Origin of the sequence: Chryseobacterium sp. CP-77 (assembly GCF_036362765.1) — a bacterium.
In the GTDB taxonomy this organism is placed as follows: domain Bacteria; phylum Bacteroidota; class Bacteroidia; order Flavobacteriales; family Weeksellaceae; genus Chryseobacterium; species Chryseobacterium cupriresistens.
Genome location: NZ_CP143637.1, coordinates 666,042 through 683,475, shown reverse-complemented (window position 1 = coordinate 683,475; position 17,434 = coordinate 666,042). Strand labels below are relative to the sequence as shown.

9 protein-coding genes and 1 tRNA gene are annotated in these 17,434 nt (G+C 36.7%); 5 read left to right on the top strand and 5 right to left on the bottom strand.

All coding sequences use genetic code 11. The features are described 5' to 3' along the window. Positions 1–569 precede the first annotated feature (569 nt). Entirely contained in the window at positions 570–3,362 is a 2,793-nt protein-coding gene (gene uvrA, locus V0410_RS02925; protein WP_330747648.1) for an excinuclease ABC subunit UvrA, read from the top strand. A gap of 90 nt (positions 3,363–3,452) precedes the next feature. Beyond that, a complete protein-coding gene (locus V0410_RS02920; RefSeq protein ID WP_330746245.1) occupies positions 3,453–4,220 on the top strand; it encodes a methyltransferase domain-containing protein in 768 nt (255 codons plus the stop codon). Positions 4,221–4,368: 148 nt separating this feature from the next. Here the strand turns inward: V0410_RS02920 and V0410_RS02915 are convergent, their stop codons facing one another. Then, on the bottom strand, positions 4,369–5,010 hold the full coding sequence (locus V0410_RS02915) for an NAD(P)-dependent oxidoreductase (RefSeq protein WP_330746244.1): 642 nt from the start codon (positions 5,008–5,010) through the stop codon (positions 4,369–4,371). Positions 5,011–5,357: 347 nt separating this feature from the next. On the opposite strand from V0410_RS02915, the gene V0410_RS02910 reads away from it, so the two are divergent. The 3 genes from V0410_RS02910 to V0410_RS02900 all read left to right on the top strand — a co-directional run bounded on the left by V0410_RS02910 (position 5,358) and on the right by V0410_RS02900 (position 7,888). Then, positions 5,358–6,467 (top strand): epoxide hydrolase family protein, encoded by a 1,110-nt coding sequence (locus V0410_RS02910; protein ID WP_330746243.1) that lies wholly within the window; start codon positions 5,358–5,360, stop codon positions 6,465–6,467. A gap of 9 nt (positions 6,468–6,476) precedes the next feature. After that, a complete protein-coding gene (locus tag V0410_RS02905) occupies positions 6,477–7,247 on the top strand; it encodes an alpha/beta fold hydrolase (RefSeq protein ID WP_330746242.1) in 771 nt (256 codons plus the stop codon). Between the two features lie 569 nt (positions 7,248–7,816). Then, a tRNA-Arg gene (locus V0410_RS02900) sits at positions 7,817–7,888 on the top strand. Positions 7,889–7,980: 92 nt separating this feature from the next. Here V0410_RS02900 and V0410_RS02895 read toward each other — a convergent pair. From V0410_RS02895 to V0410_RS02880, 4 genes are all read right to left on the bottom strand, one after another. Beyond that, on the bottom strand, positions 7,981–10,944 hold the full coding sequence (locus tag V0410_RS02895) for a response regulator (protein ID WP_330746241.1): 2,964 nt from the start codon (positions 10,942–10,944) through the stop codon (positions 7,981–7,983). 578 nt (positions 10,945–11,522) lie between these two features. Then, positions 11,523–12,644 carry a T9SS type A sorting domain-containing protein gene (locus V0410_RS02890; protein WP_330746240.1) on the bottom strand — a complete coding sequence of 374 codons (1,122 nt, stop codon included), beginning with the start codon at positions 12,642–12,644 and terminating at the stop codon, positions 11,523–11,525. 660 nt (positions 12,645–13,304) lie between these two features. Beyond that, a complete protein-coding gene (locus V0410_RS02885; RefSeq protein WP_330746239.1) occupies positions 13,305–15,812 on the bottom strand; it encodes a cation-translocating P-type ATPase in 2,508 nt (835 codons plus the stop codon). A gap of 235 nt (positions 15,813–16,047) precedes the next feature. Beyond that, positions 16,048–17,427, bottom strand: a complete 1,380-nt coding sequence (locus V0410_RS02880; protein ID WP_330746238.1) for an MBL fold metallo-hydrolase RNA specificity domain-containing protein — start codon at positions 17,425–17,427, stop codon at positions 16,048–16,050. Between the last annotated feature and the right edge of the window lie 7 nt (positions 17,428–17,434).

Sequence of the window (17,434 nt, the reverse complement as noted above, 5' to 3'; positions counted from 1 at the left end):
TCATAAAAAAAGATGCAGCTTTACACTGCATCTTTCTGAGGGAGTAATTTCTATCTTTTTCTCATTAAATGTGTAACCAGATCTCTGAATAATTTTCTCATTTCTCTATTACATATTTATGAATGCAATTTTAAATAATTTTACAATATAAAACAATAGTTCAATAAAAAAACACAATATATTTTAAAAAATTATATAAAACACTGTAAAATAAACAGCAAAATAAAATTAAGTCCACAAAACATACACCTTTTGATACGGTTTTGAAAGCAAAATATGGGTTTAACCTATTTCATATAACGATCATGATAACAATTTTTAACAATAAGATAAGCGTAAATTTTTCGCTAAAATTTCGTAATTTTGTGGGTCTTAATTTTACGATGAAAACATTCTTTTTCAAACAGTAATTTTGTTGGCATTATTTGGAGAAATGCTGGCAAAATATCAGGCGAAATCAGAATTTAGGTAAAAGTTCAATTGATGACAGCCTGGAAAGATTCTCAGGCAAAACACCATTATACTGAAAGTTTTAATGCTTTACAGTTACTTTTATGAATAAACAAAATATGGCTAACACAACAGAAATAGATATAAAAAAGCAGATTTTCGTTAAGAATGCACATCTTAATAATCTGAAACATATAGACGTCCTTATTCCAAAGAACAAACTGATTGTTATTACAGGAGTTTCAGGAAGCGGTAAGTCCTCTTTGGCTTTTGATACAATCTACGCAGAAGGACAGAGAAGATATGTTGAAAGTTTAAGTTCTTATGCCCGTCAGTTTTTGGGAAAACTTGAAAAACCAAAAGTAGATGATATCAAAGGACTCGCCCCTTCTATTGCCATCCAGCAGAAAGTAATTTCTTCCAACCCTCGTTCTACGGTGGGAACTTCTACAGAGATCTACGATTATATGAAACTTTTATTTGCGAGGATCGGGAAAACCTTTTCACCGGTTTCGGGAGAAGAAGTGAAGAAAGATTCAGTTTCTGATGTAGTTGACTTCATCAAGGCTTCAAAAAAAGATACATCCTTTCTATTAACTGCTCCTTTGGAATATGATGCAGACAATTTTAAAGAAACCCTGAATGTTTTAAAGCTGGCAGGTTTCACAAGGCTTGAAATCAATGGAAATGTAGCCGGGATTGAAGATCTGGAAAGTTTTGGTTTTGCTCCGGAAAAAGGGATGACGATCAATCTTGTCATCGACCGTTTCTCCTATGAGGAAGACGAAAGCTTTTTACAAAGACTTGCGGACTCTATTCAAATGGCATTTTATGAAGGACGCGGCTATTGTTCATTAAAGAATACAAACACTGAGAAGGTAAAAGAATTCACCAATAAATTTGAGCTGGACGGAATGGAGTTCCTTGAACCCAACGTTCATTTTTTCAGCTTTAATAACCCCTACGGAGCTTGCCCGGCATGTGAAGGATACGGAAAAGTGATCGGAATTGACGAAGATCTTGTAGTTCCTAATAAAACTCTTTCTATCTACGAAGATGCCGTTGTCTGCTGGAGAGGAGAAACCATGAGCGAATGGAAAAAAGATTTCATCAAAAAGGCAGGTGATTTCCCTATCCACAAACCTTATCATCAATTAACAAAAGAACAGAAAAACTTCCTTTGGAAAGGTGACGGAAGGAGTAATTTCCCGTGCATCAACAATTTCTTCAAGATGCTTGAAGAAAATCTATACAAAATCCAGTACAGAGTAATGCTTTCCCGCTACAGAGGAAAAACCCTTTGTCCGACATGTGAAGGCTTGAGGCTTCGTGAAGAAACAAGCTGGGTAAAAGTAGACGGACACAATATTCAATCGATGATTGAACTTCCTTTGGATGAACTGGCTCCGGTGATCAACGGATTAAAACTTTCAGATCATGACAAAGAAGTCGCCAAGAGACTGATTTACGAAATCACAACCCGTCTGGAATTTTTATTAAAAGTAGGATTAGGTTATTTAACATTAAACAGAACTTCGAATACCCTTTCAGGAGGAGAAAGTCAGAGAATTAACCTGGCAACAAGCTTAGGAAGTTCTTTGGTAGGTTCTATTTATATTCTGGATGAGCCTTCTATCGGGCTGCATTCCAAAGATACGGAAAACCTGATCGAAGTATTGAAAAATCTTCGCGACCTCGGAAATACCGTGATTGTAGTAGAACATGACGAGGATGTAATGAGAGCGGCTGACTATATTATTGATATTGGCCCGGAAGCAGGTTATCTTGGCGGGGAACTGGTATTTGCCGGAGATTATAAGGATCTGAAAAAAGCGAATACACTTACTTCAGAATACCTTACCGGAAGACTTGAAATAGAAGTTCCGAAGAAAAGAAGAAAAGCAAAAGAATGGATTCACATTAAAGGAGCCCGTCAGAATAATCTTAAAAATATAGATGTAGATGTGCCTTTGGAAAATCTGGTTGTTATTTCCGGAGTTTCAGGAAGTGGAAAATCTACTTTGATGAAAGAAATTCTTACCAATGACATCCAGATCCAGTTGGGAATGGGCGGTAAAAAAGGAGATTATGATGCTGTAGAATTCCCGAAGAAACTGATCAAAAACATTGAATTGATTGACCAGAACCCGATTGGAAAATCATCCCGTTCAAATCCTGTAACTTATCTAAAGGCTTACGATGATATCCGTGATCTTTTTGCCAAGCAGAAAGTAGCCAAAATGATGGGTTATAAGCCGAAACACTTCTCTTTCAACGTAGATGGCGGAAGATGTGATGAATGCAAAGGAGAAGGAGTGATCAATGTTTCCATGCAGTTTATGGCGGATATCGAGCTTGAATGTGAGGTTTGTAAAGGAACACGATTCAAAAATGAGATCCTTGAAGTACGATTTGATGAGAAAAACATCTCTGATATCCTTCATATGACCGTAGATGAAGCATTGGAATTCTTTAAAGATAATAATGAAGAAAAGATCGTAACGAAGCTGAGACCTTTACAGGAAGTAGGTTTAGGTTATTTACAACTGGGACAAAGCTCTTCTACCCTTTCCGGAGGTGAGGCACAGCGTGTGAAACTGGCTTCTTTCCTTGTAAAAGGGGTAACAACAGATAAAACGTTATTCATCTTTGATGAGCCTTCCACAGGGCTTCACTTCCACGATATTCAAAAATTACTGAAGTCATTACAGGCGTTGATTGATCTAGGACATTCGGTGATTGTTATTGAGCATCAGCCTGATATTATCAAATGTGCCGATTATATTATCGATATCGGTCCGGAAGCTGGAAAACACGGCGGAGAAGTTGTATTTGCAGGAACACCGGAAGATCTGACTAAAAATAAAAAGTCTTATACGGCAAAATACATCAAAGAAAAACTGGAACAATAAATACACAACCGGCTGTTTAAAAACAGCCGGTTTTTTATTGAGATTACTTATCTTTATTCAACTTATCAACTCATTACAAAATTATTATTTATGCCCTGGAATCCTGAATTATATGATCAATACAAAGATGTACGTTACAAACCCTTTTATGATTTAGCAGCGTTAATCAAGCCTGAAAACAATATTAAAGCTATTGACTTAGGCTGTGGAACCGGAGAACAAACCTCTATTCTTACGGAAAAACTCACAGGCTCTACATTCTTGGGAATTGATTCATCAGCAGAAATGCTTGAAAAATCGAAGAAATATGAAAACGATCATTTACACTTTAAGCTTCAGAGCATTGAAGAAACAGCGCAGTCTGACGAAAAATGGGATCTTGTCTTCAGTAATGCCGCTTTACAGTGGGCTGATGATCACGAAACTTTATTTCCTAAAATCATTGGATTACTTTCAGAGAATGGACAATTAGCCATACAAATGCCCGTTCAGAAAGAAAATATTCTGAACCAGATTCTAACGGAAATGGCAAATGAGGAGCCTTACAAGTCGCAGTTAAATCATTTTAACCGTGATTCACCAGTCCTTTCAATGGACGATTATGCCCAGATATTATTTGATAATGGAATTCAGGATATTGAAATATTTCAGAAGGTTTATCCTATCATTGCAGATGATCACGAAGCCTTATATGAGTTTATTTCAGGAACCGCATTATTGCCTTATTTAGAGCGTCTGGAAGGAGAACAGAAAGAACAATTCATCTCCGAATTTAAATCGCGTATCGCCAAAAGGTTTACAAAATATACGGCTATCTATGCATTCAAGCGCATCCTGATCTATGGCCGCAAAAAATAGAAAATCTTAATACTCAATAAAAAAACTGCCACAATGGTCATTCTGACAAAGAAAGAATCCCATTAATAACCAATGATATGAGATTTTTCATTACACTTCGTTTCATTCAGAATGACAAGATTGTGGCAGCTTCTTCTTTATAGATTATTTACTCTTTCAGATTATACAAAAACGGACTTTCCCTGATATACTCAGAATTTTCAATCTGAGAAACCAGAAACTCAGCCAGATCTCCTGCATTGATCCCTTCGCCTTTACAGTCTGTAAGATTTGTTTCGATTGGAAAGTTTTCCTCTGTAAGATGAATGAGTGGTAATCTTACTAACGTCCAGTCGAGGTTACTTTCCAGAAGAAGTTCATACTCTTTCTGCTTATCAGCGGTTGTCTCAGTATAGTTCTGATACATCCAGTCTGTAGCCATTTTTACCCGCTCACTTTTATGATCAGATGCTGTATTTACACTGAGACTAGTCGTTACAATATAACGCTTACTCCCATAATGATTCATTGCTTTGATGATATTTTTGGCAGCATCACTAAAGATAGACTTCTCCCCTTTTGGCTGTCCCAAAGTACTCATGACAAGATCAGTTCCCTCAATTAAATTACAGATTGCTGTTTCATCCCTTGCATCTCCTTTTATCATTTCGATTAATGGGTTTTGAGGAGCAAAATTTTCAGGTTGTCTTAATAAAAGCTTTAGTGAATATCCTTTTTCCAGTAATTTTCGCACCAGATATTGTCCCGATTTTCCTGTACCGCCGATTACGGCAATTTTATAAGTTTTCATAATGATTTTTTTTAATAGTAAAATATCAATAATCAAAAGCAGAATAACCGCTAATGAACACTGACACGGCAAATAACACATTGTCTTTGCTTTTAGATATGATATAATAAATGTATAGGGCTCAGAAAATTGAACCTAAGATGTTCAGGGTTAAAAATAACACCTGACTCACAGTAATATGTATTACGAGATTTTAATGAATTAAAGTTACATTTTTTCTCTCAAAAAAAAATCAAAAATTTATGATTTTGACAACATGTATTAAAAGAGAAAGTTTTTAACTTTGATAACATACTTATTATCAACACATTCCTCAAGTTTACTTTACACCAATAAAATATCATCATATGGAACCATTTACAGTAAACATCTCCGAACCCGTGATAACCGATCTTAAAAACCGTCTGCAAAATGTCCGCTGGCCGGGAGAAGCGGAAGGTTCCGGCTGGAACTACGGAACCAACGAGGCCTACCTGAAAAAACTTGTCCAATACTGGATCAATGATTACGACTGGAAGATGCATGAACAGCAATTGAATCAGCATCCACAGTATGTCACCCGGATTGACGGAATTTTAATTCATTTTCAATACATCAGAGGAAAAGGCTTAAATCCTAAACCGTTGATCCTTACCCATGGCTGGCCGGACAGCTATTACCGCTTTCATAAAATTATTCCACTGCTTACGGAAGGTGAACAGAGTTTTGATCTGGTTATTCCTTCCATTCCGGGGTTTGGCTTTTCCGATAAAACAGCGGTCAGCAGTGAGAAGGTGGCAGATCTGTGGAAAAAACTGATGACTGAAGTGCTTGGCTATGAAAAGTTCTGTGCTGCCGGAGGAGATATCGGAATGGGAGTCGTAAAGGCATTGACTTCAAAATATCCTGAAGCCCTGGAAGCTGCTCACCTTACAGATGTTGGCTACCCCACCGGCCAGGAAGACCCTGCTACCATGAGTGAAGAGGAACAGAAATTCGCACAGTTTGTTCAGCAATGGTGGTACAGTGAAGGAGCTTACGCTATGGTACAGTCTACCAAACCTCAATCTTTGGCCTATAGTCTCAACGACTCTCCTGTCGGACTGGCAGGCTGGATCATAAGTTTTATCAATGCAGGCGCACCACCTGAAATGATTGAAACGGCATTTGGCGGAAAAGATGAGTTGCTCACCAATATTATGATTTACTGGATGACCCAAACCATTGGTTCTTCTGCCAGAATGTATAAGGAAGATGCAGCCGCTTTATGGAGCGGAACACATGCGCATCAAAAGAGCAATGTTCCTGCAGGAGTACTTGTATTTCCCCGTGAAGCTCAGTTTCCGAAAGAATGGGCAGAACGTTTCGTGAATGTCACCAGCTTTAAAAAGATGAATGAAGGTGGCCATTTTGCCGCCCTGGAATTACCCCATATATTTGCAGATGAACTGAGATCATTTTTCTATTCTGTCCCATAAAAACAATGTATGAAATATAATATATCTGCCCTTTTTACAGTTTCTGTTTTGATGATGAGCTGTACTATACAAAAAAAAAATACCGAAGGTAATGATTATGAAGTAAAACTTGATACTTTAACCTTCTTTGACCAGAGCAGAAACCGGAAGATTCCTGTAGCCTTTTATCACTCTAAAACGAATAAAAAGATTCCCAATCAACAGGTTATTATCTTTAATCACGGATATGGTTTTAATAAGGGTGGCGATTATTTTGTCTATTCTTATTTGACTGAAAAACTGGCTTCAAAAGGTTATTTTACGGTAAGTATTCAGCACGAACTTACAACAGACCATCTGTTGCCCACTGAAGGAAATTTACAAATGGTGAGAAGACCTTTCTGGCAGAATGGTTCGGATAATATTCTTTTTGTACTGAATGAACTTAAAAAGATGAAACCGGAACTGGATTATAAACATCTGACCTTAATAGGCCATTCCAATGGTGGTGATATGGCAGCATTATTCGCCAATCAGCATCCTAACCTGGTATATAAACTGATCACAATGGACAACCGCAGAATGTTTCTGCCCAGAACTTCTGTTCCTAAAGTATATACTCTGCGTTCTAATGATTATCCGGCTGATGAAGGTGTACTTCCAGATGAGGCAGAACAAAAAAAGTATTCTATAACAGTACAAACAACCTCCATTAATCATAGTCATATGGACAATAAAGGCCGTGATGAAGAGAAAAAAACCTTAAATGAATATGTTTTTAAATATCTTTCTGAGCAATAATTTAAGAAGTATCTTACTGTAGAGTTTCTAATGCCGCCACATGTATTGGAAAAAGCAATGTAAAACTTTTTGGAAAATCATCAGCTGAATCTAATTCAGCCAATAGGAGGTCAGGATATGGATATCGAAACTGCATCAACCTGGATTTTTAAATGAGTTTCGGACTTATCCACAAAAAAATGTGGATAACTTGTGAATTTTAACATTAAATTCATATTTGGTATTAAAATAATTACTACATTTACTATGTAATAAACATCGAAGTGGAAACTTTATTTGCTTTTCTTACTACTCTTGAAATTGCAATTAAATTTGAAATAAAAATTTAAGCACAGCATTGTCGGCTGTGCTTTTTATTGTTGTCTAATTAAAAAAATGAGATGTATTTATCTACTGGATCTGCCTCTAAAGGGCAGATTCTTTTATCCTACAGTCCTTTTATAAAAGCATTTTCGTATCTTTATTATATTCAAAAAGGCACAAAACGGTACCAACATCTTTGCCCCAATCTCCATTCTCTGCATTTATTGTTGATTATTAAATAATTTGTATTTTTATGAGTCAAACCCGGCCTCATAGTTCAATGGATAGAATAGAAGTTTCCTAAACTTTAGATCCAGGTTCGATTCCTGGTGGGGCTACAAATTTTCCAAATGGCACTAACTAAATAAGATACATTATTTTATTTTCTTTCTATTTTAATAAGAAATCAAGTCCTGTTTTTTCATCAATTCTAAACGATAATATATTTTTTGAGTATTTCAAGAAGGTCCGCCTGCTTTACAGGTTTGGGAAGGAAATCATTCATTCCGGCTTCAAGGCACTTTTCTTTTTCACCCAGCACATTTCCAGCTGTAACACCTATGATAGGTATATGTTCATACCCCGGAAGCATTCTAATATGTTGTGTTGCCTCAATACCGCTCATTACCGGCATCTGTACATCCATCATAATAATGGAAAACTGTTTTTTCCGGCATTCTTCCAAAGCCTGCAGCCCATTAACGGCTTCCGTTAGATGTATACCAGGTGCAAGAGATCTCATTATTCTATTATTCAGGACCATATTCACTACGTTATCATCAACCAAAAGCACTTCTAATTCCGAGGCAAATACATGCGAAACTTTCTCAGAATGATCCTTACTAATTTCTACTGTATAACTTTGGTCTACCTTTTTTAAAGTTTTGTATAGATCATGTGATTTGATGGGTTTTAAAAGTAAATGCGCATTTTCTATTTTCCTGATTGAACTAAGTATTCCCAGTTCTTCAGATGAAGAAGAAAGTACTATAAATGGTGAAGTTTCTTTTCGCTGATTGAACAGTTCTGTTATTTTATTTATAGTTTCCAATCCGGACATAACGGGCATATGATAATCCATCAGGATCACATCGAACCTCCCACCTTTCAACAGGATCTCTAAGGCTTCCATCCCATTAGAAGCCAAGGTAGACTTGATATTTTTATAGGTAAGCATGTGCTCCAGAATAATCCTGTTGGTTTCATTATCATCAACCACTAAGGCCGTTTTAATAGTTATGTCCTCCTCCTCTCTCAGTTGAGGGATCTCGTAAGGAATTTCAATATCAAAGAAAAATACAGACCCTTTTTCCTCTGCGCTGCTCAGCGACAAATGGCTTCCCATATATCCCAGGATATTGTTGGAGATAGTAAGCCCCAGACCCGTACCGCCATATCGTTTACTGATGGAACTGTTTTCCTGGGTAAAGGCATTAAAAATGTATTTCTGTTTCTCAACAGGGATTCCAATCCCTGTATCTCTTACTGAGAAGCGCAAAGCGATAGTATGATCATTCATGTGCAACTTCTCTACTTTAAGCTCGATTTCTCCCTTTTCTGTGAACTTGACAGCATTCCCCAGAAGATTGATCAAGATCTGTTTTAACCTTGCTTCATCCATAAAAAGTATTTTCGGAAGGCCTGGCTCAATATTGAGAAGAAGTTCAATATCTTTTTTCTGGGATTGATAAATGATCACATTGATTACCTGGCTTACCATATCATAAACATCACATTTTTCAATAAAAAGCTCCATTTTTCCGGATTCTATTTTAGAAAAATCCAAAATATCATTGATGATGCTAAGCAGATTTTCCCCAGACTCATTGATGTAATTCAGATATTGCATCTGTGTTTCATTCAGCGGTGTCGTGAGGAGAAGGTCTGAAAAACCTATAACTCCGTTTAAAGGAGTCCTGATCTCATGACTCATATTGGCCAGAAATTCGGATTTTGCTTTGCTGGCTGTATCTGCTGTTTCTTTGGCATTTTTCAGTTCTTCATTGATCTTAACAGCATTGGTAATATTCTGTATGGAAATAATGACACCGCCTACTTCATCTTTTGTAAGATACCAAGGTCCCACTTTAAGGTCGTAATGCTGAATTTCTTCTTTTCCTTCCACCTTTAACGTAAAATCACCGTTGATGTACGTTTTTCCCAACAGCGCATTCTTATAGATCTCTTTTCCTTCTTCGGGAATATTAGGTGATATTGTGAAAAGATTATTACCGATAAGATCTATATCATTCATATTAAATTCCTCTCTCCATCTGCTGCTTACAGCAATATAGTTAAGATCTTTATCAAACATGGCCAAAGGAACAGGAACATCAGTGACAAAAGACTGCATTATAGCCTCCTTCCGGGTAACCTCGAGAAACATTTTTTTGAATGCATCAATGTCCTGAATGATTCCAAAAACTCTTTTACAGCTATCACCTTCAAATTCAGGAATACCTTTTACTCTTACCCAGATCGTGGCGCCATCATTACGCAACAACTGAAGCTCCTCATCGAAAGGAATTCCTTGTTGTATTGCCCTGTTAAAAAGATATTTTATTCTATCCCCGCTTTTTCCTTTATAAAATCCAAGGGCATTTTCAAAAGTAGGCTGGAAATTATTTTCTATTTTATGAATTTCTCTAGTACTTTGAGACCAGAAAAGCTTTCCGGTCTTCATATTGGCTTCCCAGCCTCCCACCTGGGCTACTGAGCCTGTTTCCTCAAGCATTTCCTTAGTGTAAAACAGATCTTTTTCTAACTTACCACGACGAATAAGGTCAGATTTTAGTTGTATATAAACAAAAAGGGTTACACCGATAGCTGCAACGGCAGAAAAGATGATGAACAAAACAGTCCAGTTGGAAGATTTGTTCAGATCTTCATTTTTTATGGCAAGTTGAACTTCCTCAAGTTTTACAAATTTCTGAACGAGCCTGCGGCATCTGTCCATAGCCTCCTTGTTTTGAACAAGCTCTTCCGGACTCATTAATATTCCTTTTTTACGATTCTCAATAAGCAGGACATATTCTTTCATCAACATTTCTGAAGTATGCAGCAGTTCATTTAGGACATTAATCTGATCTTTATTTTTAAGATTAAGCCTATCTATATTCGAAACAAGAAGCGGATATTCATCCTTACTTTTATTGAAAGGTTCAAGAAAATTTTCCCGGCCGGTAAGCTGATATCCCCTATTTCCCGTCTCAGCATTTAAAAGAGTATTTAAGATATCTTTTGCCAAGCTTATAGATTCCTTATTTTTTAACAACTCTTTCCTATTCTCCATCTGCTTATGTATGCTGATATAAGATGCTATGGAACTAGCAATCAGAAGCATCAAAGAAATCACTACACCAATTTGAAGATTTCTTATAATTTTTTTCGGCATTGAATAGTATTTTTGTAATAAAATACTAAAAATAAGTCATTTTATATTATTAGCAAATTAATTTAGAAATTTGTCAGCAGATATTGGAAAATGAGTACAATTAAAGTGTTAAAGATGGGTTTATCAATTTTATAAAAGTTTACTCTGTATATCATTTTTCTCCATTGGTGTTTATTTTAAAAAAAATTGATTACGTGAGATATTCGATTAAAAAATAAAATTTTTATACTTGTAATGCTTTTGCGACCATCAAAAGTTTAACGTAAATTTTGGAGAGTACGTGAAAATGATTTCCCGGGCATCGTAGTTTTATTAAAAATCAATTCCTAACCTCTTAACATTTCCGGTCATTAATTTGCTAAAAAGCAATTTCTTTTACTTCTATGGTTGATTTTTACTCTAAGTTATGAAAAGAAAAATCCCCGGATTAACCGGGGATAAAAAAAAACTAATAACCATGAAAACTCAAATCTGAGATGAGTCGCTTTTTATTAACAAACAAAGTTTTTCAACTTTGCTCATCAATGTAATACGTTATACAAGGACTATGATACAGTACAAATTATGTACACGCCAATTTATTTCTTAATCGCTTTCAGCGTTTGTTTAGAACCGTCTTTTTGATTCAAAGTAATTAAATATACTCCCTGCTTCAGCTCTCCTAAATAAAGAACAGAATCAGGTTTATCAATAGTTTTAACCAACTTCCCTGAAATATCAAAGACTGAAATTGATTTTACTTTGGTACTATCAGAAATATGTAATTCATCTGTGAATGGATTAAGATATAATTTGATAGGACTGCCAGCTTTTGAACCAGATGTCTCATGAGTAGCCAGTGAAGATTCTGTAGTAATCTGAATAATGAAATTTCCCTCTGAACGATCATCAGAGCCATCATGATTACCAACATTTACATAGTAGGTGGTTCCAGCTGTAGTAGGAATAGTCATTGTTTCAATTTTTCCTATACCTCCACCTTCACTATTTTTTGTTTCTGCACATACAAGAGCGTTACAATTTCCGGTATATACTCCTATCTGATGATTCCAGTCAGAAAGAGTAATGGTTTTAATTGTTGTATTATTTCCATCCCCTGTAAAAGAATACCAGAGACCATTATTCATGCTATCTGAACAAGTATCTGTCAAGCCATCATTGGCGGCATAAACACCATTAACTTGGGTCCATGCATATGGCAATTGAGTAACTTGCGTGGCTGTTGAACATTGGTCATTAGTTGGTGCAATGTCTATCTTGTTTATTTCTATTTTGAAATTCCCCTCTGGAATGTCTGTATGCGGTAAATACGCACCAACATTTACATAATAAATGGTTCCAGTTACAGTTGGAATGGTAAGTGTTTTAACCGGTGCTAGATCATAAGGATGTGTTTTTGCTCCACATATAAGAGCGTTACAACTTCCTGTAAATACTCCTATCTGATAGTACCAATCTGATGTAGCAGTAACTTTAATACTTACATAACTCCCATCACCTGTAAAAGAATACCAAAGGCCATCATTCATTTCATCCGGACAAGCAGTTATCAAGCCATCAGCTGGAGATGTTATTCCATCTGTCTGATCAAAAGTATAGGGGAATTGGGTGACCTGTCTGGCAGTAGAACAGGTATGGTTGGTTTGCCCGAAGCTTAACCCTGAAAATGCTAAAAGAAGTAGAAAATAAGATTTTTTCATTCTGTAAAAATTTTAATTGGATATAAATTAATAAATGATGAGTTTAATCAGGTACCTTTCGATTATAAGGCAAATCTACAATGATCATTAAAGTAGTAACAAAGAAATTCTGTAGATATTTAATTGCAGGTGTATAGATTTTAATTGTGCTTAATGTCAACTTATTGACAATAGATAATAAAAACACTGTCCTTGATACACCAGACACCCATTAAAAAATTATCACAAAAAATCCCCGGATCTCGCCGGGGAAAAAATCAAATCAATATAACATAAAATATGTTATTTCTTATTAATATATGGACGTTTATTAATGTTAAATTATTTAAATGCTTTCAACGTAAGCTGCAAGGTTTCATCAGTACTTTTATAATGGAACAAATCTACAATGATCATTAAGGTAATCACAAAGTAATTCTGTAGATATATAATTGCAGGCGTGTAGATTTTGTTGGTAACAATTCTCAATTTTGTTTGATGTTGAAAAGAACTCAAACAGTTTAAGTTTATTAGTATAATCCTCTGCTACCTGAATCTTAGATTCAGAGAAATAATATCCGTACTCATCCTTTCAGACTTTCTATAGTGTCCATATCTGATTTCCGGCATACGAATCAAAATTATATATACTTATTATGGATAATTATTTTTCCATATTGATTATTTCCTAAAATAAAGCCTTTTTATGAATTTATAAACCTCAAACCACAGTACGGAAACTGAAGCAGTGAGTAGTGCCAGTCCAAGTTCTTCTACATTGAGAGCGGTTACACTGAAAAACCCGGAAACAGGAGCTGCATAGAGAATAATCAGAAGGAAAATTACCACCAATACAGAAATCCCGGCAAGCAGGACGTTTCGGTTCTTAAAACACTCCAGCATGCTGTAATAGAAAGAACGGTTCACCAGACTTAGCAGTATATTGGAAAATATAAGCGTAGTGAAAACCAATGCTCTGGTTTTAGCTTCACCATTTCCATGACTGACAGAGTACTGATACAGCCATAATATTCCTGCAGTAATGATGATCCCCTGAATTATGCTTATTGTAAGTTCTTTCCAATTAAGAAAAGTATCTGTCAATGGTCTCGGAGGCCTTTGCATCGCATTTTTTTCCATTGGTTCATTCTCATAAACAATGGAACACGTCGGCCCCATAACCAGTTCCAGAAAAATCACATGCACCGGAGTAAAAATATGGGGAAATACCCAGCCCAGAAATAAAGGCAAAGAAACGGTGAGTATAATAGGAATATGAATAGAAATAATATACTGGACCGCTTTTTTTATATTGGCATAAATTCTTCTTCCTGCAGCAACCCCAATTACAAGCTTATCCAGATCGTCATTGGTGATGACCAGTGCTGCGGCTGATTTGGCAATTTCAGTTCCTTTATTTCCCATTGCCACCCCAATATGAGCTGCTTTTAAAGCAGGGCCGTCATTCACACCGTCCCCCAGCATGGCCACTACATGGCCCTGCTCTTTCAAGGAAGAAACCACTTCGAGCTTTGCTTCCGGAAACATTCTTGTAAACAAAGTAGTCTCTTCAGAAAGTTTTATAAGATCTGATTCTGAACACGCGGCTATTTCACTTCCATTAACAGGCGGAGTATTGTTTACTATTCCTGCCTGCAATGCAATGGCTTTAGTAGTATCTGCATTATCTCCTGTAATGACTTTTACCTGAATACCGGCATCGTAGATATGTTTAAATACTTCTTTTATTCCTTTTTTGGGAGGATCGTAAAATACGGTCAATCCTAGAAAGTCAAATTTAAAATCCTGCTGTTTATCCGGAAAATCATTTCCTTCAAAATGAGATCTGGCAACACCAAGAACCCTGAATCCCTGTTCTCCGAAATTCTTTATTAACTTTCTAATTTCGTTTTTTTCTTCTTCTGAAAGACTGGAAACACTGATAATGGCTTCCGGAGCTCCTTTAGCTGCAATTATGCGGTTTTTCTGTTCATTTTCAAAAAGATGGGTCATCATCGGCGGCTTGCCCTCCAGCGGATATTCATGAAAAAGCTGGTAATTTTTTCTTTGGTCAGGCTTCCGGGTCTGCTCATAGACCTTATGCAGTGTTATTTCCATAGGATCAAAAGGTACGGGCTCACTACTCCACATCGCATAATCAATAAGCTCATGCAGCGCTGTTATTCCAAACTCCGGTTCTTCATAAATCCTGTCGGAACGGTAGTCATAAAGATGTTTCAACTTCATGGAGTTTTCCGTAATCGTACCTGTCTTGTCAGTACAGATTACGGAAACGCTTCCCAGGGTTTCTACAATACTGCTTCGTTTAATGATAATTCCTTCCCGCATCAGTTTCCATGCCCCCAAAGCCATAAAAGTTGTAAAGGCTACGGGAATTTCTTCAGGAAGAACAGACATTGCCAATGTAAGTCCACTGAGTAAGCTGGTCACAAAATCTCCTGTTTTAACAAAACTGAAGATGCATACTGCAAGAAAGATAATGATTCCGATAACAGCCATTCCCTTTACAAAGTTCCGGATCTGAAGCTGTAAAGGAGATATTTCTGTTTTGATATTGAGTATAGACTGTCCTATTTTTCCTACTTTAGTTTCTTTTCCTATATTTTCCACCTCAAAAACGGCAAGTCCGGAAACAGTAATTGTTCCGCTGTAGACTCTGTTATCTTCGGATCTGCTGTCCTTGAAAACAGAAAAGCTCTCGCCCGTAAGGGATGATTCATTGACAGAAAAATCGTTACTGTGAACAATTCTTCCGTCAGCATTGATGAGGTTTCCTTCTTCGGTAATGCACAGATCTCCGACTGCTATCTCAAAAGTAGGAATATCTATAATCTTTGAATCCCTGATTACCTTACTTAAAGGTTCATTCAATTTTTCAAGTTCTTCCAGTGCCTTTTTGCTCCTGTTATCCTGGTAAAAAGAAATTGCAGTAACTCCAACAATAGCAGCAAACATAAATAAAGCCTCGCCATAATCTCCTGTAAGCACATAAATGAAGGAAACACATATAAGAAGAATCAGCATCGGCTCTTTTAGGATGTTGAGAAGAAGATCTGTCCAGGATTCTTTCTTAACCGCTTCGAGACGGTTATATCCGTATTTTTTTCTGGAAGCGGTTACTTCGGATTCTGTAAGCCCTTTCAAATTTTCCGGTATATTGTAATTCATACGAAATGGATATGATACTAAATTTACTGATTGTTTTGCTTATCAGCAGAATTTCACCCTGCTATTTTTATCAGGTTCGACAGATCTTTTTTCACATCCTTTAAGAATCAGCAAATGAAAGTATTATGGGAGCGTTTAAAAACAGGTGGCTTTCGAAAGTTTATTGTGGTCGATTTTGACCTTTATGGACACAACTCCTGTGGCAATGCGATTTGTCATTTAAAATAAAAAATTCCTATTCCACTTGTGCTAAAATACTTTCTTCATCTTTTTTAAGAATCTTAACCGGAACCTGAAGCTCCGTCTGGATTTTTACCCTCAGGGCTTCCAATGCAGACAGCTCACCATGGACAAGCATGACCTGCTTTGGAGGAATTTTATATTTTCTGATCCATTCCAATAATTCAGACTGATCTGCATGCGCGGATAACCCTGTAATTTCTGCAATATGGGCTCTGACCTCATAGTATTTTCCGTGCATTTTAAGTTCATGAGATTGATTTAACAATGCCCGGCCCCTGGTACCTTCAGCCTGAAATCCAACGATAAGTACTGTATTTCTGCTGTCACCGATATAGTGTTTCAGATATTCCAGCACTCTTCCGCCTGTAATCATACCACTTCCTGCAATAACAATTTTTGATTGTTTTTCTGCAATTATTTCCTGGGTTTCAGTATAATCCTTTGTTATGTAAATCTTTTCAATAATGTCATTCCATTGCTGTCTCCCGACTAATGTATAATCTGAGTACCTTACCATAATTTCGGTAGCAGCAGCTGCCATAGGACTATCCAGCACCACCGGAATACTGCCCGGGATTTTATTCCTGTCTTTAAGTTCCTGAAGGATATAAATGATTTCCTGTGCCCGCCCGACTGCAAAACAGGGAATAATTATATTTCCCCGGTCTTTTACAGTCTTATTAATCCAATATTCCAACTGATCCGATAGGTCTTTATTTTCGTGGAGCCTGTCTCCGTAAGTTGATTCCATAACCAAAAAATCAGCCTGTGTAAAAAAATCTGGAGGAGCTAAAACTGCACTGTGATTTCTTCCTATATCTCCTGAAAAAACTATTATTTTCCCAAAGCAGGTAATTCTCACCGAACAGGCTCCTATAATATGCCCGCAGGGCTTAAACATACAGCTTATATGTTCGCTTAGCTTAATTTCCTCATTTTCATCAATCACAAAAAACTGCTTAAAAGACCTTTCAGCGTCATTTACCGTATACAGAGGTTTTGCCGGATGATGCCTTGTATAATGATGACGGTTGGCTTTTTCGGCATCTTCTTCCTGAAGTTTGGCGCTGTCTAGTAATATCAGTTTTGTAAGTTCCTTAGTAGGACCGCTCATGTAAATTTTACCTTTAAACCCATTCTTTACGATAAGCGGAATATATCCGCAATGATCAAGGTGGGCATGGGTAAGAATAATGGCGTCTATTTCCGAAACATCGGTATCCAGCTGCATCCAGTTTTGCTCTCTAAGGTATTTTACACCCTGAAACAAGCCGCAATCAATTAGAATAGTTAGTTCAGGCGTTTTTAATAAATGCTTCGATCCGGTAACTGTTTCCGCACCGCCAAGTGATTTTAAAGTAATCGTTTTCATTTTGATA

Bases quoted from the DNA above. Each gene is read 5' to 3' on its own strand.
- uvrA (WP_330747648.1), top strand. From the start codon at position 570: ATGGCTAACACAACAGAAATAGATATAAAAAAGCAGATTTTCGTTAAG.
- V0410_RS02920 (WP_330746245.1), top strand. From the start codon at position 3,453: ATGCCCTGGAATCCTGAATTATATGATCAATACAAAGATGTACGTTAC.
- V0410_RS02915 (WP_330746244.1), bottom strand. From the start codon at position 5,010: ATGAAAACTTATAAAATTGCCGTAATCGGCGGTACAGGAAAATCGGGA.
- V0410_RS02910 (WP_330746243.1), top strand. From the start codon at position 5,358: ATGGAACCATTTACAGTAAACATCTCCGAACCCGTGATAACCGATCTT.
- V0410_RS02905 (WP_330746242.1), top strand. From the start codon at position 6,477: ATGAAATATAATATATCTGCCCTTTTTACAGTTTCTGTTTTGATGATG.
- V0410_RS02895 (WP_330746241.1), bottom strand. From the start codon at position 10,944: ATGCCGAAAAAAATTATAAGAAATCTTCAAATTGGTGTAGTGATTTCT.
- V0410_RS02890 (WP_330746240.1), bottom strand. From the start codon at position 12,644: ATGAAAAAATCTTATTTTCTACTTCTTTTAGCATTTTCAGGGTTAAGC.
- V0410_RS02885 (WP_330746239.1), bottom strand. From the start codon at position 15,812: ATGAATTACAATATACCGGAAAATTTGAAAGGGCTTACAGAATCCGAA.
- V0410_RS02880 (WP_330746238.1), bottom strand. From the start codon at position 17,427: ATGAAAACGATTACTTTAAAATCACTTGGCGGTGCGGAAACAGTTACC.